20 protein-coding genes are annotated in these 22,026 nt (G+C 44.4%); 7 read left to right on the top strand and 13 right to left on the bottom strand.

Annotated features, from left to right (window positions below; all coding sequences use genetic code 11):
* Position 1: 1 nt before the first annotated feature.
* The 3 genes from nrdD to CKQ84_RS23200 form a co-directional block, all read right to left on the bottom strand.
* Positions 2–2,119, bottom strand: coding sequence for an anaerobic ribonucleoside-triphosphate reductase (gene nrdD, locus CKQ84_RS23190; protein WP_105252904.1), 2,118 nt, complete (start codon positions 2,117–2,119; stop codon positions 2–4).
* A gap of 261 nt (positions 2,120–2,380) precedes the next feature.
* Positions 2,381–3,070: a hypothetical protein gene (locus tag CKQ84_RS23195; protein ID WP_105252905.1), complete on the bottom strand. Its 690-nt coding sequence runs from the start codon at positions 3,068–3,070 to the stop codon at positions 2,381–2,383.
* Positions 3,071–3,189: 119 nt separating this feature from the next.
* On the bottom strand, positions 3,190–3,678 hold the full coding sequence (locus CKQ84_RS23200) for a MarR family winged helix-turn-helix transcriptional regulator (protein WP_105252906.1): 489 nt from the start codon (positions 3,676–3,678) through the stop codon (positions 3,190–3,192).
* A 146-nt stretch (positions 3,679–3,824) separates the two neighbouring features.
* On the opposite strand from CKQ84_RS23200, the gene CKQ84_RS23205 reads away from it, so the two are divergent.
* Positions 3,825–4,835: an NADP-dependent oxidoreductase gene (locus tag CKQ84_RS23205; protein ID WP_105252907.1), complete on the top strand. Its 1,011-nt coding sequence runs from the start codon at positions 3,825–3,827 to the stop codon at positions 4,833–4,835.
* A 135-nt stretch (positions 4,836–4,970) separates the two neighbouring features.
* Here the strand turns inward: CKQ84_RS23205 and rssA are convergent, their stop codons facing one another.
* On the bottom strand, positions 4,971–5,918 hold the full coding sequence (rssA, locus tag CKQ84_RS23210; protein WP_105252908.1) for a patatin-like phospholipase RssA: 948 nt from the start codon (positions 5,916–5,918) through the stop codon (positions 4,971–4,973).
* A 250-nt stretch (positions 5,919–6,168) separates the two neighbouring features.
* Between rssA and CKQ84_RS23215 the strand changes: the two genes are divergently transcribed.
* From CKQ84_RS23215 to CKQ84_RS23230, 4 genes are all read left to right on the top strand, one after another.
* On the top strand, positions 6,169–7,524 hold the full coding sequence (locus CKQ84_RS23215) for a DEAD/DEAH box helicase (protein WP_105252909.1): 1,356 nt from the start codon (positions 6,169–6,171) through the stop codon (positions 7,522–7,524).
* Positions 7,525–7,727: 203 nt separating this feature from the next.
* A complete protein-coding gene (locus CKQ84_RS23220) occupies positions 7,728–8,165 on the top strand; it encodes a DUF3010 family protein (RefSeq protein WP_028760422.1) in 438 nt (145 codons plus the stop codon).
* 48 nt (positions 8,166–8,213) lie between these two features.
* A complete protein-coding gene (locus CKQ84_RS23225; RefSeq protein ID WP_105252910.1) occupies positions 8,214–8,738 on the top strand; it encodes a M48 family metallopeptidase in 525 nt (174 codons plus the stop codon).
* 90 nt (positions 8,739–8,828) lie between these two features.
* Entirely contained in the window at positions 8,829–9,284 is a 456-nt protein-coding gene (locus CKQ84_RS23230) for a hypothetical protein (RefSeq protein ID WP_105253145.1), read from the top strand.
* A 372-nt stretch (positions 9,285–9,656) separates the two neighbouring features.
* On the opposite strand, the gene CKQ84_RS23235 is transcribed toward CKQ84_RS23230, so the two are convergent.
* From CKQ84_RS23235 to CKQ84_RS23250, 4 genes are all read right to left on the bottom strand, one after another.
* Complete coding sequence (locus tag CKQ84_RS23235; protein WP_028760425.1) at positions 9,657–10,958, bottom strand: peptidoglycan DD-metalloendopeptidase family protein; 1,302 nt, start codon at positions 10,956–10,958, stop codon at positions 9,657–9,659.
* 264 nt (positions 10,959–11,222) lie between these two features.
* Positions 11,223–14,279 carry an AAA family ATPase gene (locus CKQ84_RS23240; protein ID WP_105252911.1) on the bottom strand — a complete coding sequence of 1,019 codons (3,057 nt, stop codon included), beginning with the start codon at positions 14,277–14,279 and terminating at the stop codon, positions 11,223–11,225.
* The gene (locus CKQ84_RS23245) at positions 14,276–15,421 is read right to left on the bottom strand and encodes an exonuclease SbcCD subunit D (protein ID WP_105252912.1); all 1,146 of its coding nucleotides are present in this window, start codon (positions 15,419–15,421) and stop codon (positions 14,276–14,278) included. The genes CKQ84_RS23240 and CKQ84_RS23245 overlap by 4 nt, the downstream gene beginning before the upstream one ends.
* Positions 15,422–15,803: 382 nt before the next feature.
* Positions 15,804–16,577, bottom strand: a complete 774-nt coding sequence (locus CKQ84_RS23250) for a TSUP family transporter (protein WP_028760428.1) — start codon at positions 16,575–16,577, stop codon at positions 15,804–15,806.
* A 156-nt stretch (positions 16,578–16,733) separates the two neighbouring features.
* Here CKQ84_RS23250 and CKQ84_RS23255 point away from each other — a divergent pair, with 156 nt between their 5' ends.
* On the top strand, positions 16,734–17,621 hold the full coding sequence (locus CKQ84_RS23255) for a LysR family transcriptional regulator (RefSeq protein WP_105252913.1): 888 nt from the start codon (positions 16,734–16,736) through the stop codon (positions 17,619–17,621).
* 153 nt (positions 17,622–17,774) lie between these two features.
* On the opposite strand, the gene CKQ84_RS23260 is transcribed toward CKQ84_RS23255, so the two are convergent.
* The 5 genes from CKQ84_RS23260 to CKQ84_RS23280 all read right to left on the bottom strand — a co-directional run bounded on the left by CKQ84_RS23260 (position 17,775) and on the right by CKQ84_RS23280 (position 21,397).
* Complete coding sequence (locus tag CKQ84_RS23260; protein WP_105252914.1) at positions 17,775–18,170, bottom strand: ribonuclease E inhibitor RraB; 396 nt, start codon at positions 18,168–18,170, stop codon at positions 17,775–17,777.
* Positions 18,171–18,192: 22 nt separating this feature from the next.
* Complete coding sequence (locus CKQ84_RS23265) at positions 18,193–18,423, bottom strand: RNA-binding S4 domain-containing protein (protein ID WP_028760431.1); 231 nt, start codon at positions 18,421–18,423, stop codon at positions 18,193–18,195.
* Positions 18,424–18,497: 74 nt separating this feature from the next.
* The gene (locus CKQ84_RS23270) at positions 18,498–19,034 is read right to left on the bottom strand and encodes a GNAT family N-acetyltransferase (protein WP_028760432.1); all 537 of its coding nucleotides are present in this window, start codon (positions 19,032–19,034) and stop codon (positions 18,498–18,500) included.
* An 83-nt stretch (positions 19,035–19,117) separates the two neighbouring features.
* On the bottom strand, positions 19,118–19,396 hold the full coding sequence (locus CKQ84_RS23275; RefSeq protein WP_028760433.1) for a peptidylprolyl isomerase: 279 nt from the start codon (positions 19,394–19,396) through the stop codon (positions 19,118–19,120).
* A gap of 171 nt (positions 19,397–19,567) precedes the next feature.
* A complete protein-coding gene (locus CKQ84_RS23280) occupies positions 19,568–21,397 on the bottom strand; it encodes a DUF885 family protein (RefSeq protein WP_105252915.1) in 1,830 nt (609 codons plus the stop codon).
* 79 nt (positions 21,398–21,476) lie between these two features.
* On the opposite strand from CKQ84_RS23280, the gene CKQ84_RS23285 reads away from it, so the two are divergent.
* A complete protein-coding gene (locus CKQ84_RS23285) occupies positions 21,477–21,986 on the top strand; it encodes a diguanylate cyclase (protein WP_028760435.1) in 510 nt (169 codons plus the stop codon).
* The last annotated feature ends 40 nt before the right edge of the window (positions 21,987–22,026 follow it).

The raw sequence follows: 22,026 nt of genomic DNA on the forward strand, positions 1-22,026 counted from the left end.
GTTACAAGTGTTTGATCCTGCGTTTTACTTCTTCTTGCTTGCCATAATTAAAGGGCCGCGCATCAGGACTGCCTAAGTAACCGCACACACGGCGCGTCACAGAAACCCGACTAGGCTCATGATTGCCACACTTAGGGCAAGTGAACCCTTTACTGGTACAACTAAATTCACCGGTAAAGCCACAGTCGTAGCATTCATCAATTGGCGTGTTAGTGCCATAGTAAGGCACGCGGCTGTAGCTATAATCCCAGACGTTTTCCAGCGCTTCGAGGTTATGCTGCATATTGGGATATTCGCCATAACAAATAAAGCCGCCGTTCGCGATAGCGGGATATGGCTGTTCAAAATCAATTTTATCGTAAGGATTAACACTTTTTTCCACATCAAGGTGAAAACTATTGGTGTAATACCCCTTATCAGTCACCCCAGTGACTAGCCCAAATTGCTTCGCATCCAGTTTACAAAAACGGCTGCAGAGACTCTCACTTGGCGTGCTATACAGACTAAAGCCATAACCTGTTTCGGCCTTCCACGCATCGGTAGCCGCTTTAAGATAAGCTACAATAGCAACGGCTTTTTCCCTTAATTGTGCATCATCAAATACATGGGTTTGGGTTCCATAGAGTGCATTCATGGTTTCATGCAGTCCAATGTAACCGAGTGAAATCGACGCACGGCCATTTTTAAAGATTTGCGCCACATCATCATCTGCCCGTAAACGTACACCACAGGCGCCTTCCATATAGAGGATAGGTGCCACGCGGGCTTTAACACCGTTCAGTCGCTCAATACGGGTATCCAGCGCTTTACGGGCTAATACTAATCTGTCATCTAAAATGCGATAAAACTCAGTCTCATCGCCATTGGCTTCTAAGGCAATCCGCGGCAAGTTTAGACTGACCACTCCCAAATTATTGCGCCCTTCATGCACAAGCTCGCCATTTTCTTCATAGGTGCCTAAAAAGCTACGGCAGCCCATTGGGGTTTTAAATGAACCGGTCACTTTCTCGACTTGCTCGTAGTTGAGAATGTCGGGATACATGCGCATTGTCGCGCATTTGAGCGCCATCTGTTTTACATCGTAATTGCAATCGCCCGCTTTATGATTAATACCATCGCGAATCGCAAACACTAGCTTAGGGAATACTGCCGTCTTGCGATTTTTACCCAATCCCGCCATCCGCACTTTGAGCATAGATTGCTGAATTAAGCGCGATTCCCACGAAGTACCCAACCCAAACCCGAAGGTCACGAACGGTGTTTGGCCATTGGCAGTGTGTAAAGTATTGACCTCATATTCCAAAGACTGGAATGCATCGTGACATTCTTTTTCAGTTTGCGCCGTAGCAAAGGCTTTGGCATCGGTAATCTTCCAATTCAGGGCAATTTGGTAATGCTTGTCGTAGCTCTTAGCGACAAATGGCGCTAACACTTCATCGATACGGTTGATAGTTGTGCCGCCATAGATATGACTCGCCACTTGGGCAATAATCTGAGCGGTCACAGCTGTCGCTGTTGAAATAGACTTAGGGGTTTCAATTTCGGCATTACCCATTTTAAAGCCGTGGGTCAACATGCCAGCTAAATCAATCAACATGCAGTTAAACATCGGGAAAAACGGAGAGTAATCTAAGTCGTGGTAATGGATCTCGCCCACTTCATGGGCAGCGACTACATCCTTTGGCAAAATATGACTCTTGGCATAATGTTTGGCGACTATGCCCGCGAGTAAGTCCCGCTGAGTAGGAATGACTTTTGAATCTTTATTAGCATTTTCATTGAGTAAAGCCGCATTGCTTTGCTCAACTAAACCACGGATTTCGAGGTTGAGTTTACTGGTCGCTTCACGGCACACATCTCTGTCGTGACGGTATTCGATATACACCCGCGCCAGGGACTTGTACGGCCCTTCCATTAGTAAATTCTCAACCGCATCTTGTAGATGGTGGATATCGACTTCAGCTAATGGCGCGACGCTTTGACTGATACACGCTGCCACTGTCGCTGCATAGTCGCCATCCTCTATTCCAACTGAGTTTGCAGCGGCATTCACTGCATCCCTTATCCTTGTTTCATCAAAAGGTGTGCGGCAACCATCACGCTTAATTACGACTGGCATTGTTCAGTTCCTCTCCATCTCGCCTAAAAACTAACACTACATCTAGTGATTTTAAAAGCATAAAACACAATATGTAGAGCATTAGGCTACAATGACGATAAGGAGTCCATGATCCAGATCATAGTTTTTAGGATGAAATAAAAGAACAAACAAGAACTGCAGCTAGGCCCAATTATCTGAAAATTGCGCCTTGACCTGCTGGTTAAACCCAGCTAGTTGAATGCGTGACAATTTGTGTTTATCACGCACTATGGATGTGAATTAACGTTTAGCAAGCGCAAGATAACTACTGAGTTGGCCCGATGCAGATTGATGTGCCCCCATAGATGAAGCGAGTTGCATCATAGATTTTAGCCCCTGCCACTGCTGCTTTTGAGCATCCGTAAGCGGAGGTTCAGAATTCAAATAATCCGTCAATTGGCTAAGGACTTTCGTGGCCTTCTGGGCTAGCACCGGCGACTGAGCATCATCCATATTGGTTAAGACGTTCTTAGCATCTACTAAGGTATTGATAAGAGGATTATTGGGTGATTTTTTAGCTAATGATTTTATTTCATCATCTAAAAAATCTTGCAACGATTGTTTAGTCGGCGTTGTTGTGCTCGGCACTGTAATACCGTTTTTCGATAAACGCTCGAGTTGCACATCCGATAAAATGCCATCCTTTTGTAAGCGCGACACCAATGCGGGAATATCGGCGACGCCAAATTGACCATCGGCAAAAAAATCCTTCGCCATCGATTGAATTTTCTGTGCGCGTTGCGCCCGTGGCGACAGCGCTATCTCATCGGTTTTACCTTTATCGGGTTTGGTAGCATCCGTCTGCGTTTTATTTGTTTCTATCGTAGTATCGGTTTTAGCCGTGCTCGTCTTTTGGCTATTGGCACCATAGGCATCGGCGATACTGGCACTGCTGCGATTAAGATTAAAGGCATTTAAAATAGAATTCATCGTCAAAAATTCGGCGTCTAAGACTCAATGACGGTTTTAAAGCAAAAACTAAGCCAATCAAGTATTAATCAGTGCAACCCCTGAGTTAATAGCATCACTGTGCATAAACTAACTTATATCTAGGACTGTATGTCTTCGATCAAGGCAAGACATTGCCGCCTTAGTAAATCGAGTGCCTCAGCGTCCATCTGCACTTTATCTAGTAAGGTTTGCTTCAAGGCAAGAGCTTCGTGCCTGATACCCTCTCCTTGACTTGTCAGAGTGATCAGCTTTTTCCGCTCATCTTCAACGCAGGCTAATCGCGTAATCAACCCCTTCAACTCTAACCGCTTGACGATTGGCGTTAGGGTTCCCATATCGAGTTTAGTCGCCATTGATAGCTGGGTTTGGCTACAGCCATTTTGACGCCACAGGGTTTGCATCACTAAATATTGAGGGAAAGTTAACTCGTATGCCTCGAGTAGAGGCCGATAAGCACGCACTAATGCATTGCTCGCAGAATATAACGCGAAACAAACATTATCGGATAAACAGAGTGGATCGCTAGAAGCTTGGCTATGAGTCTGTTTTGTAGCGTCTAGCTCAGGTTGAGGTAAGCAATTTTGCACGTTTAAGCGCCTGTCATTTAAACATAACGCTATCTTATCCGATCTGTCCCACCCCATCTAGTTTGCGCGCAAACTATTTGCATTCAATCTTAAAGCCACGTAGAGTTAACATCATTAGTTTGCGCACAAACAAAAGGTGAGTTTTTATGAAGAGTATGACTGAAACCCGTGAGATCCATCTAGCTAGTCGCCCAGAAGGCATGCCTACAGCACAGAACTTTACTTTAGTAAATAAAGCGTTAGCACCACTCGCTGATGGACAAGTGCTGATTAAAAATCTATGGATGTCGGTTGACCCTTACATGCGCGGGCGCATGGTTGATCGCAAGAGTTATGTTCCGCCCTTCGCCTTAAATCAAGTCTTAGAAGGCGGTGCGATTGGTGAAGTTATCGCGTCAAAAAACACCGAGTTCCCGGTTGGTACTAAAGTCAGCAGCATGCTAGGTTGGCGTGAACACGCAGTCACAGATACCGCAGGACTGACAGCTTTACCACTAACTACGCTTGATAATTCACATTTCCTCGGCGTACTCGGAATGCCAGGCATGACAGCTTGGACAGGACTGACTCGCATTACAGATTTAAAAGCGGGTGAGACACTGTTCGTTTCCGCAGCCTCTGGCGCAGTAGGTAGCGTAGCCTGCCAAATTGGTAAACTAATAGGTGCTCGTGTAATAGCCTCTGTCGGTTCAGATGAAAAAGCTGAATTATTAAAAAGTTATGGTGTTGATGCGGTCATCAATTACAAGACTTGTGGCAATCTCACCCAAGCGTTGACAAAAGCAGCCCCAGAAGGGGTTGACGTGTATTTTGAGAACGTCGGTGGCGAGCATTTAGCCGCAGCACTAAGCAATATGAAAGATCATGGACGTATCGCTGTTTGCGGTATGATTTCGCAATATAACAACACAACTCCAACACCTGGCCCAGACAACTTAGCCCTAATTGTAATACGAAAACTCAAGTTAGAAGGTTTTATCGTATCCGAACATTGGGCGCATTATCCTGAGTTCACCGCAAAAATGGCTCAATGGTTAGCGGAAGACAAAGTCAAAGCAGAACAAACAATTTATCAAGGGCTTGAACAAGCACCTGATGCTTTTATCGGTCTATTTGAAGGTAAGAATCGCGGTAAAATGTTGGTAAAACTAGCCTAAGTCACCAACAAAGCGGTATAAACATCTCAATATGAGATAGCAAATAGTCGGTATCGCAAAAGTGATACCGACTTTTGTTTATCTTGCAATCAAACGCTATCTATATGAAAGCTTTTGACTCTACATTTTGCATCATCAGCCTTTCCAGAGCGCAGCTTCAATCAAGTGGGCGACTTTCTCCACCGCAGCTTCGCCGGCGGCAATCGCCTCATCAGCACGGTGAAACTCCATAGTGCCGATATTTCCCACCTCTGGCACAATACAAATATCTGGTGGATCGCCCATCAACCGCGCCCGCTTATGCCTTTGCTCTAAAATACCCATAGATTGTGACATCACAGCAATCATCCCCGGATTCGATTTAGTGCCGAGTGAAAACTTATCGGTAAGGTTGCTGACATAATCTCGGCCACGGGCGAATAAATCCATAAAGCCCGTTTCTTGTCGCGCTGGCATATCCATTTCAGCTTGGACAGTCCTTTGGCTGGTCATATTCACGGGTAACACTTGGATACGCCCAGAATGATAGCCATATAAATCCACTGCAATCACCACATCAACGCCCATGGCGCGGCTGACCGAAACAGGAACAGGATTCACTACAGCACCATCGACTAACCAGCGTTCTCCTTGTCTGACCGGGGCTAAAATCCCCGGCATGGAGCAAGAGGCCCGTACCGCTTGCCGTAAATCCCCTTCAGTAAACCAAATTTCCTGACCAGAGTATAAGTCAGTCGCGACGGCTGCAAAGGGACGATTGAGATTTTCAATATTCACATCTCCTATACGTGCATGCAGCACATCGAACACCTTGTCTCCGCCGATAAGCCCGCCTTTACGCCATCGAATATCCATCAAGCCAAGCACGTCCCAACTAGAAAAACCGCGCACCCATTTTTCTAACTCGGGTAAATGATCATGGGCGTAAGCGGCACCCACTAAAGCCCCTACCGAACATCCAGCCACTTTATCGGGCTTAATACCCATGGCAGCTAAACCATTCAATACACCTATATGTGCCCAACCTTTCGCCGCCCCACTACCCAAGGCAATACCTACCGAAGGGGTTGTTCCGTTAGCCATAAATCATTTCTCCTGTAACTCAATGCAGTACACGATAACGTAAAATCCTGCCATATCCACTGTCAATCGGTAAAAACGACACAATTAAGAGGTTGTAATACCAATGTAAATAAATACAATCAACAGAGCATAAATGGCACACTTTCTACATCAATCCGTGCATGAAGCAGAGATAATCACCGATGTGGATAGCTGAGCAAGGGCGATTAAGGCTATAATCTGCCCTTACTAAGATTTTGGGGATATACCTTTGCAATTTACCGATTTTTCTCTGGACCAGCGTCTGCTTCAAAGCATAAAACATATGGGGATCACAGAACCCACCGCCATCCAGGAACAAGCACTGCCTATCGCATTGGCAGGTAAAGATTTAATGGCGTCATCAAAAACGGGCTCAGGTAAAACCTTAGCGTTTTTGTTACCCGCATTGCAAAGAGTCATTTCTACCCGCTCACTGTCGAAACGTGATCCTAGAGTCTTGATTTTATTACCGACTCGCGAACTAGCACATCAGGTTTATAGTCAGCTTCGCCTCCTTGTCGCCAACACCCAATACAAGGCCATCAGCGTACTGGGCGGTGAAAACTTTAATGACCAAGCCAAAGCCTTAGCGAAAGAACCGCATTTTATTGTCGCGACTCCAGGCCGTATCGCCGATCATTTAGAACAGAAGCATCTTTTTCTCAATGGCTTAGAGTTATTAGTCCTCGATGAAGCCGACCGCATGTTAGATTTAGGCTTTGCCCCGCAGTTAAAAGCCATCAACGATGCAGCCGATCATAAACGCCGTCAAACGCTGATGTTTTCTGCCACGTTAGATCACGACGAAATCAATGATATCGCAGCAACATTACTAAAAAATCCAGCGCACGTGGCGATTGGCGCGGCTCACTCTGAGCATAACGATATTCATCAACGTATCTTTTTATGTGACCACTTAGACCATAAAGAAGCGTTATTAGCCCGTTTGCTCAAAGATGAAACCCATAAACAAGTGATTATTTTTACCGCGACGCGTCCAGATACTGAGCGCTTAGCAGCTAAATTAACCGCGCAAGGTTTTGCAACCGCCGCCCTCAGCGGTGATTTAAAGCAATCCGCACGAAACCAAATCATGGACCAATTTGCCCGTGGCCAACAACAAGTACTAGTGACAACCGATGTCGCCTCTCGTGGTCTGGATTTGCTCAATGTGTCCTTGGTCGTTAACTTCGACATGCCTAAATTTGCCGAAGAATACGTGCATCGTATCGGCCGTACTGGTCGTGCAGGCGCAAAAGGTGATGCGATATCGCTCGTCGGGCCAAAAGATTGGGACAACTTTAAGAAAGTCCAAGTCTTCCTCAGAAAAACCTTTGAGATAAGCACAATTCCAGGCCTAGAAGCTAAATTTAGTGGTCTAAAAAGCAAAGCTAAACAGACGCCAGTAAAACGTGTTGCTAAAGCGGAGCTTGCTAAAGGTAAGAGCAAAAGAACCAAAGCAACCACACCAGCACCGTCGCGGGATAAGCGTTTCATCACGGGCGTGGATGTTGGCGATGCTCCTATGCGTAGAAAACCTGCTGCGGCACAATTACTGCAAGACAATGATACTGAAGAAGTTTAAAACTAATTTATGCATAAAGGCCGGTGGATTTAACATCAGATATTATCTCTGATACAAATCACATAGGTATGATCTAATACTGGAAATTGACATACTAAAATTATCAGTCTGTCGCCAAGCGAATCAAAAGCGCATGGTAAACGCTGATCCTCAGGTCATTTCCAGCTACAATAGCGCTATTATCGATATTTTGAAGGTGTAACATGAGAGTTTGTGGTGTTGAATTAAAAGGTGGCGAAGCCATTATCAGTTTATTGAGCTATGAAGGTGAAACCTTCAATGTGCCAGAATGCCGTAAGGTGTCTTTCACCGTTTCCCAATCTGCTACCACAGAAGCTATTCGTGAGTTTCACTTCGCTTTTCATAAGCTTATGCAAGATTATCGCGTTGATGAAGTTGTCATCATAGAACGTGAGCAAAAAGGTAAACTCGCGGGTTCAGCGACAAGCTTTAAACTTGAAGCAGCCATTCAATTAGGGGAATTACCTGTCAGTCTATTGTCTCCTGTCACTATTAAAGAGCAAAATAAGCGCAATCCACCCCAAGTTGATTTCGATAGTTTAGATCTTAAAAAAGTACAGCAGTTAGCTTTCGAAGCCGCTTATGCCCATCAAAATCGCCGAATTTTTGGCAAAGTATAAGTAATGTGATGAACTCAGGCTCCGAAGTCATTCGGGGCTAAATCCTCTATGAATCCATTAAAGTACTTAAACGGTTACAGCCTTGATATTCAGCAGCAGGTACAGCAACATCTCGATGCTGGCACATTACCCAAGCTATTGCTGAAACGTCATCCTGTCATACATAGCGTTCGTAGCGATAAAGCGCTGTACGACTATACTCAGACGATTAAAAATCAATTTTTACGCCAGTCCTCCCCGCTCTCAAAAGTGATATTTGATGACAAAATTAATATTAGCCATCATGCACTTGGCTTGCATTCTTACGTAGCACGAGTTCAAGGCAATAAAATCAAAGCGAAGAACGAAATTCGCATTTCTTCGCGTTTAAAGCGTGTGCCAGAACCTTTGTTGCGTATGGTCGTAGTACATGAATTAGCCCATTTAAAAGAAAAAGATCACAACAAAGCTTTCTATAATTTGTGTACCCACATGGAGCCGGATTATCACCAGTTTGAATTTGATTTGCGCTTATTATTGACTTGCATCGACGCTAACATATCCCCTTATTCTACAGATAAAGTCGACACCTAACCTTCGTATATTTTTCGCCCAAAACTTGACTGATAATAGTTTTCATTTAGAATGCTGAAGTATCTCACGCAGGAGAACTCAGTAATGACAATGACGAAACAGAATATCGATAAACTTTTGAGCAAATGGTGTAAAAAACAAGCTAAAAAGTTACTCAAAACACAGGCGAAATCTGTTTCAAGTTCAGGAAAAGTGATTCCATCCTTATCTCGTCTGAACACCCTGACTGATAAATCTTTGACGAATAAAAAGGCTCAACGAAAGCACCTCACCCAATTACTCTCTAAACATATTGCTCAGCAAGAATTTGCCCATAGCAATAAATCAACACTCAAAAAACAATTAAAACTCGCGAAAGCTAAGTTTATTGCCGCAAATGATGCGACATTTTCATCGACTATTATTACTCGACTTTCTCCTTTACCCACGGAACACAGCTTTGCATTACGTCCCTTTAAAAAATCACCCTGTGGTGGCTGTCCCGCATTAAAAGGTAAATTGTGCAAGTGCGCATTAAAAGTGATGCAAAGGCGCCACGCAAGCTGATAGGCACGATTTAGCACTGCATATTGGGTTCTCTGTTCAGTCCTTAATAAAAAACGTTATAAGCTCTTCAGCCGCACAATTTTCCTCTTCACAACCTTTTGAATGACTCGCTATAACACTTCTAACTGAAGATCCTATCTATTTTATCCCCTTATGTTTTATCGCCACGACTTCGAGTCGAACAAATTTTAAGCTTTTATACAACTCGAACAGTACTCGTGATAGCAGGAAAATGTCTACCATAATAAGTATTGTGGAAACAAAAATGCCGATGAAATTTTCATTTCATCGGCATTGATAAACTCTTCTAGCAAGTCAGTGCTATTGTTTATTCAAACTTTGATACTATAAATTCTATTAGCTTAGGTTTGGCTAACCTAAGTTCATTATAGCTTCACGACTCTTCACCATATTAGTGAATGTGCGTAAATCTTGATTCGCTAACTTGCTCGACATAGGAATATCGGCTTTCAACGGATCAACAGGTTTACCATTGATATGGAATTCATAATGCAAATGCGGGCCAGTCGAACGACCTGTATTACCAGATAAAGCAATCACTTGACCGCGAGTTACACGTTGACCTTTACGCACTAACGCCTTAGACAAATGTAGGTAACGGGTACGGTACTTACCACCATGTTCAATCACAATATACTTACCAGCAAACTGATGGTCCGTCACTAAACTGACAATTCCATCACCAGGTGCAACAACTTTAGTCCCGATCGGCACAGAAAAGTCTGTTCCATTATGGGGAGAAATACGCCCTGTGATTGGGTGTTTGCGATGGCTGTTAAAACGTGAACTCATACGCGGTTGTTTAGCTAACGGATAACGTTGGAATGCCCGAACTAAACTCTGACCTTTAGCATCATAATAACTACCATCAGAATATTGATATGCACTAATTTCAGAACGGCCACTTTTAATACTGACGCCTAAAATTTGGCTACTTCCCGTCGGTTCACCTTCAACATATTGATCATTTACCAAAACTGAGAATTTGTCGCCAGCTCGTAAATCACGGGCAAAATTCAATTTTTCTTTGAGTAAATCTTCAATTCGCTGAATATCTGCAGCGGCTAAGCCCATTTTTTGGGCTGAAACGTAGAAAGAACCTTTAATATCGCCAGTCAAAATTCGATTTTGCCAAACACCTTCAACGTTCACTTCTTCAACATTAAAACTACCGTCTTCATAACGCGTAAAAACCACTTGGCGGGCAGCGTTAAAATAAAGTTCTAATTTTTGTAACTGACCTTCACTATCAAGCCAAAATTGCATTCTGTTACCAGGTAACAAGGTATCAAGTGCCAAAATGTTTAAATCAGCTTCTAAAACCTTATACATAGTCTGCTGATCAACACCCGCCTTGGAAAATAACCCACTTAAGGTATCACCGGAAACGATAATTCGCTCAAACTGGGGAGCATTATTAATGAGTGCAGCTTGATCTAGGACTTCAGGTTCAGAAACTTGAGGGAGAATATTTTCAATATCGAGAACAACAGGGATACGCTGAGCAGTTGGCGTAACATGGTTATTATTCGGCATCAACATCGCAGCACCCATCAACAAACTACCCATTAATAGAATGTTCTTTTGGGTCGATGATAAGTTCTGCAAACGGGTTTGCGATAAGTTGATAAAGTTGGGTTTGCCTGTTTGCAACGCTTTTCACCTTTCGTTAACTTTGCGTTCTATTTTTGACCAGTCCCTTTGAGGGAAGCCCGAATTTTTTCCAACTTATATCAAAAAACCGATTATGACAAACGCTATTTCACTCTTTTGTTGTACCATTAATGAAAAACATGCGCTAGTTGGCATTTCCAACTCACTTTGTGTGTATTATCCGAATGTTAAACACACAGGAGATACAATAAATAACACTTATAAAACAATTTGTTATTTATCGCACTCTGTGAGAATGAGCAACTAAGGCAAAACTATCGTCATTTCGCTCCCATGTGAGGTTTTATTGATGTCGATGCGGGTATTTATCTGCTCTTTCATTTCCGACACGTGCGAGATCACCCCTATCATGCGGCCAGAGGATTGCAAATCCATCAGGGTCCGAATGGCCAGTTCTAAAGAATCTTGATCTAAACTGCCAAAGCCTTCATCGATAAATAAAGTATCGAGTTTAATACCACCTGCATAGGCTTGCACTACATCAGATAGGCCTAACGCCATAGATAATGCTGCCATAAAACTTTCACCACCGCTTAAGGTGGCCACAGGACGCACTTTGGAGGTATAAGCATCTTCTACTTCTAATTCGAGCCCAGAAGCTTTGTTGCCCTTGGCCCTATCTTCCTTACGTAGTAAACGATAACGCCCTTTGCTCATTAGGTGTAGCCTGTGGCTTGCCTCTAACAACACATCGTCAAGCAGTACGCTTAACACAAAACGTTGCAGACTGATCTTATTACCTGTATTTCCATTAGCGACATCGGCAAGGGTGCCGATAACCGCATATTCATCTTCCAAAACCTTAGCTTTTGCATCGGCAATACTCAGCTGGGTTTGGGTTTGCATCAGTAATACTGTGCGCGTGTGAAGCAACTGCCATGCCTGCTCTGCTGCGTGTAATGCTTGCTGCGCGAACTCAAGCTCAGCAGCCAGCTTAATGCTATCAGGTGGCACTTTATCTTTAAGCTTAAGCGCTAACTGCTCGCACTGTGCCTTGGTCAAAGCACTGCGCTGCTGGTAAGCCTCAATTTCGCTGGCTAATGCACGCTGTTGTTCTTCATCCAGCATGGCCTCAAATAAGGCCTGTTGATCGGCAAAACCTGCTGCGACTAATTGCTGATTGAGTTGCTGCTGTGCACGCGTTTGCTGGGCTAATGCCGCCTCAGCAGCATTTTCAGCACCATTAAGTGCCGCTTTAGCCGCAACAAAAGATTGGCCAGTCTGTTGTTGGAGATCCCTAACACTAGTGATCTGTTGCTTAATTTGGCTGATACTTTGCTGATTTTGCGCGATTGCTGCAGTTAAGGCCTCAAGCGTTGCAAGCGCAGATGGAACACTTTGCTGCATGTGCGCTAACTGCCCCTGCAATAGATCCACTTTAGATTGCAGTGCACTGTCGTGTGTTTGTCCTTGCTCTAGCTTTTGTTGTAGATGCGTTTCCTGTGCGTGCAACAATGTAATCTCTTGCTGTAACAGCTGTAACTGCTGATGGGCTTGCTCCGCTTGAGTGAGTGAGAAAGCGTATTGCGACAAGGTATGTGTATGTTCGTCTAAAGGAATATCAACCGCAGTGCCCAATTGGACCGCGAGATCTTGTGCTTGCTGTTGCAAGGTTTCTAACTGCGTTTGTAGCCCACGATATTCCGCTCTGGCTTTGCTCAGGATTTCTTGAGCATTCGTTTCAGCCTCTAGTGCTAATTGCAGCGCTTCATCACTTGGGAGTAGCTCTTGGCTTTGTGCTGGCTGTGGATGTGTTTGGCTGCCACAAACGGGGCAAGGTTCATCTTGCTGTAATTGCCGCGCTAAAATAGCGGCCTGCCCTTGATGCCAAGTCAACAATAAGGCTTTATATGCAACCTGTGCTTGCTGATGCTGAGCACTGAGTTGTCGCCCTTTGACTTTAGCCTCAACAAGTTTTGCCTGTGTCGACGATACCCTTGCCGCCACTTGTTGCCATTGCTGATAGGTAGACAATAACTGCTGTTGCTGCTGATGCGCTTGTTGCAATGAGAGGCGAGTTTCGCTATTGGCCTGTAGTTGCGGCAGAGCGGATTCCAATTCACGGCGTTTTTGGACTGCGGTGGTTAACTCATTTTTGCTGTTCTGAAGTTGTGTTTTCGCGCTAATGAGCTCCGTTTGCTCTTGTTCAAGGGTTTTATTAAGCCTATCCAATTCCCTGAGCTGCGGCCCTAAGGCATTCAGTTGCTGTTTAACCTGTTCCTGTTCAAGTAACGACGCTTCCAACACGGGCAAATCAGCAGCCTTAAGCTCTGCGTTATCGAAGGCTTTTTTAGCATTAGTTAATGCTGTTTTCGCATGTTCAAGGGCAAGACTTGCCGCCTTGGCTTCCTGCTCACGGGCCACAAACACCTCAAGCATGGGTGCCAAGTGCTGCGCCTGTTTAGCCAAATTCAGTTTGTAGGTTTGCGCAGCCATGTTTTCTTGCTGTGCATCAAGCGCAGCAACCGTTTGAGTTAAGGCATCAAACTGCACAAATTCGGCCAATAAATGCTGGGCGGCATCGCTGGTTTTTATCACCCATTGTTGCTGCTGTAATGCCTGTTCTTTCGCACTTTGGGCTGTTTCAAGTTCTGGCGTAAGCTTGGCTAATTCACAGCTAAGCTCGTCATCGGATGCTAAACCCGCACTTTGTAAAATGCCATCACGGCGGCTGCGTTGATCTTTCACTAAGGCGCGGATATCTGCAGCCTTACTTTTTAAGGAATCTTCAATACGTCGGTATATATGCGTTTGAAATAGCTGACTAAATATCAGTTCTCTTGCTTTGGAGTCTGCCATTAACAATTCGCGAAATTTCCCCTGCGGCAACACCATCACTTGGCGAAACTGCTCCACATCGAGGCCAGTTAAGGCTTCAATCTCAGCGGTTGCCTCAGAGACTTTGCTCGCTACAAGCAAACTTTCATTACCCGCGGCGTCTATCTTATATAACTGTGCTTCGGGCTTCTGCACCGTTGAGCCGTCACCGCTTTTTTTAACCCTGTCTTGCTCTGGCACACGGCGAATACGATAACTGCAATTACCCAACTGAAAACTAAAAGTGACTTCTGTTAGCAGACTATCATCGGCCATATCGCAGCGCATCTGGCTGCCTTCACGCTCATTACCAGTGGTTTTGCCATAGAGAGCAAAGCAAATACCATCGAGCAAGGTCGTCTTACCCGCACCAGTGGGTCCATTAATCAAAAATAACGGATTAGTCCCCAAGGCCGTAAAATCAAGTTGTTGAATCGATGCAAAGGGGCCAAAGGCTGACATGGAAAGGCTAAGTGGTCTCATGCTTGGTGCTCCTCATTGTGTAGCTTAGTCAGGAGTTCATCCATCACGGCTTGCTGTGCTTGTGTTAATGACTCGCCGGACACTTGAGAGAAAAAGTCACGGAACATGTCCATCTCGCCTTTTTTGATATGATCTCGGCTCAAGGTGACTTGTTGCTGCCCCGCCATCAGACCCGTCCGCTCTAAATGCAGCACATTAGGGTAAACGGCTCTCAATTTACCCATAGCATCTAAAATGGCATGTTTATCAAGGAGTCTGACCATAAGGTAGTCCTCACGCTTGATATCCGTTTTACCTTGGGCGAGTAATGTGGCTAACTCCCCTTCTAAGATACGGACATCGCGTATCGACGTTAATGGCAATAAGCGGATATTTGCTGGCGTTTTTGCACTAAGTTCGACTAAGGTCACCGACTTATGTTGATGTTGTTCGCTAAAGGAATACTTCAAAATCGATCCTGAGTAGCGCACATGCTCTGCACCTTTGTATTGCGGTCCGTGCAAATGCCCAAGGGCGACATAATCAAACTCAGTAAATAGCGTTGGCGATATTTTATCGGCGCCACCAATGCTCAGTGGCCGCTCAGATTCTGACTCGCTACCACCATCCAAAAAACAATGGCTTATTACCACTTTCGGCAAACCTTGGCTATCGTGCTGGCGTACTTGTTCAAGCAATAGCGTCATTGCGGCCTCATGGCTTGCCGCCTCACACTCAAAAACTTGGCGCACTGTGGCAGGTTCGGCATAGGGCAAGGCATAAAACACCACATCACCGCTTGAACTCGACAAAGTAATGGGATGAATATCAGCACTCAAAGGGCCAATAATATGTAACCCACTTGCCGCCATTTGTTTTGCTGCAAAACCTAAGCGCTCGTGACCATCGTGGTTACCTGCAATTATAATGACTTGCAGGCCTAAATCATGCACTAAGCGGTTAAGCACATCATCTAACAGCGCAACCGCATTCGCAGGCGGAATCGATCTGTCATAAATATCCCCCGCCACAATCACGGCATCCACCTTGTATTCATCCGCTAGAGCAATAATTTGCTCGAGCACAAAGGCTTGATCATCCAGTAGTGATTGATTGTGTAATTGACGACCTATGTGCCAGTCCGAGGTGTGGATAAATTTCATAATCGCTCTTTTAAAGAAGTGGTGGCGCTAAACCCGAGCGCACATGCCGCCCGTCGATGCAAATAAGATTGGCAAGATAGACACTGCACTTATATCAATCGGATTAAATATGTACACAATATTTAAAATACATACCAAAACAATAAGAAGCCCAAAAAGTGTATTAAAAATGACAGGTAATACTATTCAAAAAACTTGAAAGAGTACACCTAACTCAAAGTAGGATGAGACGTTTTAAGTCGTCATTTGGCGGATCTTTTGGATGATATCCACCTCAGCTTAACTTTTGAGCCAAGATGGACGCCACTAAGATACACTCATTCGCAGCTTAAAGAGCGTCTATTGATGAGTGAGTTTTATAAAATGCTTAATATCAAAGAGTTTACGAAAATAAATTATATTGGCTCGCCAAAAGTTTAAAACTCATAGCAAGGGACATAGTCACCACCAATGGCTTGATAATCTTTGTACCTTTAGTGACCACGAGACGAGAACCCAAGGTTGCACCAATCGCTTGCCCTGCCAGCATGACTAATCCTAATAACCAAATCACTTTTCCGCCCAAGGCAAAGAAGATCAGCGAAGCAATGTTAGTGGAGAAATTAAGTAGTTTTGCGTGGGCAGTTGCCTTCGCCAAACCAAACCCCGCTAGCGATACAAAGGCCAGCGCAAAAAAGCTCCCAGTACCAGGGCCAAAAAAGCCATCGTACAATCCCACGCCCAATGCCGCAGTAAAGGCAAATGCGGTAGGTGTTAGCACTTGATGTTTGTCATCTTCAGAAATCTTTTTCGAAAATAAAAAGTAACAACCAATAGCCAAAATCAAAAAAGGTAACATCAACTCCAGCACTTCAGTATCGACCAGTTGAACTAGAATCGTACCCAATGCCGCACCGATAAATGCACAAATCAAGGCTAACTTAACGGATTTAAGATCAACCAGCCCTTTACGGACAAAGTACAAACTCGCAAAAAAACTGCCGCCACAGGCCTGCAGCTTATTTGTCCCTAAGGCAACCGCAGGCGGCAAGCCTGCCCACATAAGTGCAGGAATGGTCAGCAAGCCTCCGCCACCGGCGATTGAGTCAATAAAACCAGCCACCATAGCGACGGCAAAAAGTATCGCTGCGATTTGTAGAGTCAGTTCAAATTCCATGATGATTTATTATTCTTCTGATAAAAAAGAGAGTGATTGCCGAACATTAGACTGCGTTTGCCAAATAAACGCAAAGGAGTTATTGTCGCCACAGCGTGAGATAAACTCACACAAAATCCCGAGTCCTGTTCTGATTTTCCAGCAGTAGGAAATAAAATGTTTGCCGAACTACCGCCCCTCAATTCTCTCCGTGCCTTCGAAGCCGCAGCACGTTTACAGAGCATGACATTAGCTAGCAAGGAGTTGCATGTCACCCATGGCGCAGTCAGCAAACAAATCAGAGTATTGGAGGATTATTTAGGTTTTGCGCTCTTTGTACGTTTACACAAAAAAGTTGGTTTAACCGATGAAGCCAAACGCTATTTACCCCATGTTCAAGCCGCTCTGCAAACATTATCTAGTGCTACCAGTGACTTGCGCCGTCAGCCCACTAAGCCGCAAACTTTAGCCATCAATGTGCTGCCAAGCTTAACCATCAATTGGCTCATTCCAAGAATGGAGCAGTTTAAATCCCGCCATCCACACTTGTATGTCGACTTATCCATTGGCGACTTTGCCGTGGATTTTAGCCAAGGTCGTTATGATATTGCGATCCGTAGTAGCACTGCTATCCCGAAGGGCGCGAATTATATCAAGCTGATGGATGAGGATTTATGCTTAGTTTGCGCGCCTTCACTAGCGCCTAAACTGCAAAATATCGAGGACATTAATCACGTCACGTTACTGAAACACACCACAAGACCCGAACTTTGGGAGTATTGGGCGGAAAAGGTGGGTTTAACACTCACCCAAGCACAAACCTTTGGTGTCGAGCATTTTTATATGTTGAGTCAAGCGGCTGCGAGTGGCATGGGCGCAGCACTTATTCCGCGATTCTTCATCGAAGAACAACTGGCAAACGGCAGCTTAGTCATCCCCTTCGACGCCCCCTTCACCAGTCCCTATCGATATTATTTACTCACCCCAAAATCCCCAAGCCTGCCGTTAAAAGCTCAAGCTTTTATCGACTGGTTATTAGAGATTTTTGCGCCCTATCGTCATTAATCTGCATTAAACGTATCTCAGTTCAAGCGAGGCACAATAACGCTATAAGTGCCAAACGAGGATATTGAGATCACTAACTGAGCGCATAAAAACACCAATAAAAAACCACCCAAAAGGTGGTTTATTAGATTCAAGGCTTAAAGCGCATCAGAATTAGTGATTGCAATGCTCACCGTGAACATGGTCATGGTCATCATCGTCCATAAACTCATCGTCACCGTCTTGATGTTGCATTACGCCCCAACCGTCAGTCATGCCGCCAAATTCGGCAGCAAAATCATTTAGCATGACTTCTTGTTCAACCAATGTATCGTACTCAGGCACCATATTGAGACAAACAATGATTTCCCACTTACCAAGCTCATCATTCAGATTCAGCTCAAGCTCGCCTTCCAAGTCAGAATTTGTTAATTCTTCTAACGCAGTTTCAGCATCGCGTTGGTCATCAAAAACCAAAAAGAAATCAACATCTAACTCTTTAGTTAAATCGATTCCCGCTTCAGCCATTGCGGCCAGCATTTTACCATTGTCATCATCTGGAAATTGCATTTCTTGCTCCACTGTTTCAGGCTTATTCTGCCGCAATGATTTGAACTGATTCACCATTAAAGCTGACGATGTCGCCCGCGATAATTTTTTTACGTTTACGAGTTTCAACTTCACCATTCACAGTGACTTGACCTTCGTCGATAAAATGTTTGGCTTCACCACCCGCATTGCTCATGCCTTGCACTTTTAATACTTTGTACAATTCAATGAAATCTTCGCCAGAATGCAAAGCCAATTGATTAATTTGCGCCACTTAATACACGCCTTCTAAAAATAAACCTGCGGCATTATACCAGCACAGTACAAAATTCGCTGAAGATAATTTGGCTAGAGACGTCTTTCATCGGCGAGTAGGCCAAAGGCTGATTCATCGAGCCAGTTTTCACCTATTTTGAATTGCTGCCTGAGTAAACCTTCAAGCCGAAAACCACACTTTTCGAGTACTCGTGCCGATGCGTGATTATCTTTAGCACAATGCCCAACAAATTTATGTACATTAAAACTTAAACAGGCCCAATCAATGACCGCCATTAAGCTCTCAGTCGCATAACCTTTTCCGTGCCCCTCGGCCGCCAGTAAATAACCCACTTCGGCACGCTGTTCCTCGAAACTTTGACAATAGAGGCCCGTTAAACCGATAAACTGCCCAGTATCAACTGTCTCAATCACTAAGGTCAGCCAATCGCCAGAACCGTAGAACCAAGTATCAGAACGTTGCTGAAACTTACTGCGGATCACCTCTTGCGACTCTGGAACGCGCACAAAACGATTAATCTCAGGATCGTTATGCAGTGCATAAAAATGTTCCCAATCACTATCTTGTAAGCTCCTGAGTTTCAATCTATCAGTGTAGAGTTCCAGCATAGTGACTCCGTGATGAGCATATAAAACAAAACGGCAGCAAACGCTGCCGTATCAAACAAGCTGTATTAGATAAGCGGCAAAACTTACGCGCGGCTGGTCACTTCAAGTAAATGAAAGCCAAATTGCGTTTTCACGGGTCCTTGTACTTCATTTAATGGTGCACTAAAAACCACTTCATCAAACTCTCTGACCATCATGCCAGGACCAAATGACCCCAATTCGCCGCCTTGGGCACCTGATGGGCAAGAAGAGTGCGCGCGAGCAATTTGAGCAAAATCTGCGCCTTCCATTATTTGCTGTTTCAGCGCTTGACACTGCTCTTCACTGCTGACTAACAAATGTCTTGCTGTTGCCTGGACCATAGTAAAACTCCTGTAAGGATCATGAGACATTTGCCCCAAATATCATTGAGTTCCCACTAAAACATTCGTTTTAACAGGTTTTGAATCAACAGTATAAAAACTTTCTGTTGAATAAAAAAGTCTTAAAATGCCGTCACTGACAACAAAGTCAATTAACGGCATCTTACACGGCTAAGCTTGTTTCGACGCAATCCAACGATCGATCTTGTTTTCCATGACCGCCATGGGTAATGAACCTGAGGTGAGGATTTGATCGTGGAACGCTTTAAGATCAAATTTATCACCCAAGGCTTTTTCTGCGCGGGCACGCAGTGCCAAAATCTTCAACTGACCGACCTTGTAAGACAAAGCTTGACCAGGGATCGCCATATAGCGCTCCACTTCAGCGACTATGTCACTCTCAGCCATAGGCGAGTTGTCTTTCATGTACTGAATCGCCTGTTCACGACTCCAACCTTTAGAATGAAGGCCAGTATCAACCACTAAGCGCATTGCACGCAGCATTTCATCGGAAAGCTTACCAAAATACTGGTAAGGATCGGTAAATAGCCCCATCTCAATACCTAAGTATTCAGCATAAAGTGCCCAACCTTCCTCGAAAGCGGTATAACCGCTAAAACGCTGGAACTCAGGCACACCAGTCAGCTCTTGTTTGATCGCGATTTGGAAGTGATGCCCAGGAGCTGCTTCGTGCAAAGATAAGGTCGTCATCCCCCACTTAGGCTGTGCTTTGAGGTTATAAGTGTTGATATAAAACACCCCTGGACGGCTACCATCCACCGCAGGCGCTTCATAAGAGGCACCCGCTGCCGATTGTTCTCTAAAACTTTCAACCGGCTTAACCACATAATCAGCCTTTGGCATCACATTAAAGTAGTTAGGCAATACATGATTGATTTTATCTTTTAATACCATATAGCCATCAATCAAGCCTTGGCGATCGCTATAGAAATACTGCGGCTCTGAAGATAAAGACGCAAAAAAAGCCTTCAAATCGCCCTTAAAACCGACCTGTTCACGCACCTTATCCATCTCAGATAAAATTCGCGCCACTTCACCTAAACCAATTTGATGAATTTCATCTACAGACATAGTGGTGGTCGTATGTGAGTTCGCCAGATGCTGATACCAAGCTTTACCGTTAGGCAAACCTGACCAACCATCAGTCGCCCGCGATTTAGGTAAATAGGTTTGCTTAAAGTAATCGCGTAAGTTCGTTAACGCTGGCACGATACGCTCGGCTATCATGGCTTGATAACGGGTGGTCAATTCCGCTTTATCTTGCTCTGAAAAACTTTCGGGAAAATGCTGGATTGGCGAGTAAAAAATGCTCTGAGTCGCATCCGTCGTTAACATAGCATCTAACTGAGGAATAATGCGCTCTACCAACACTCGAGGTAGTACCACTTTACTTTCAATACCTTGATTCATACGATTTTCAGCAAGTGCGACCCACTTGATGAAACCATCGACTCTCTGTTCCCAATTACGATAATCTTGGACAGTCTTAAAAGGTTGTGCACTTTCGCCACTTCCCAGCTGCACCATAGTAATGACAGTGCTATAGAACTGGCTTATCGGCATAAAGCGTGAAGGGAAAGTTTCGTCCACTAACGCCATATCACGGTCATAGACGAACAGGTCATAACTCAACTGTAGATCCGCAGGCAGTTGCTTTGGATCTATCGCACGCACCTGAGCTAAATAGTGAGTGTTAAGATCATGACGAGCCTTAAGGTAATCCTCAGTTAAATCCCCGCCGAAATCGGCGTTATAGTCATTAACACCGACAAAAGTGGCGTAGATGGGCTCAAGCTTTAGGTAATCTTTAAAATAAGCATCCACAAGCGCTAAGTAACGCTGCTCTGCCGTTTGTGTTTCGCCCTGCACTGCTGTCGTATTAGCCGAGCTATTTTGTTGAACTGCAGTGACTTCAGGTTTAGAACAACCTTGAAGGGTGAAGATTAACGCTATCGAACCTGCCAATAAACCCAATTTCATTTTAATATTTCTCCTTTTTGGCCCGCTATTGCAGAACTGTTTCTATACTTAGTTCAAGGTCTGCTATCGGAGTTAATCTATGATCTACTCGTTCCGCAACTCAGGTTTCAGGGATCCTGAAACTGGAGTCTATAACCAAACCTATTTCATGGAAGTATTCAACCGAGAATGGCATCGTCACATGAGAGACCACCAAAGCTTGGCACTATTGTATCTGTGCCCTCACATTCATGAAACCGTCAAACAACCCCATTTACTCGAATTCTTTACTAAACAAGTGCAAGAAGCGCTATTAAGAGCAACAGATATGATTGCTAGGCTAGATCACAATCACTTTGCGTTGGGTTTGTTCAATATAGATGAGGTGGGAACGGAAGTAGTGTTAAAGCGAATAGAACAGCAAATATCTGACTTTAACCAAGATTTTGGTAAACATCATAAACTGACAATCGACTATAAACTGGCTGCCTGTATTTGCCTACCTACACAGGAAAGTAAAATAGAGTCACTCTTCAGTAATGTCAGCCAACTTTCACAACAGCTTGAAAAAAATCATGATCAATCCCAAGCTTTAATCCGATTACAGTAAATAGGTTTATTGATACCAAAGAAAAAGCCCCTTGCGGGGC

Source organism: Shewanella sp. WE21 (assembly GCF_002966515.1).
GTDB lineage: Bacteria > Pseudomonadota > Gammaproteobacteria > Enterobacterales > Shewanellaceae > Shewanella > Shewanella oncorhynchi.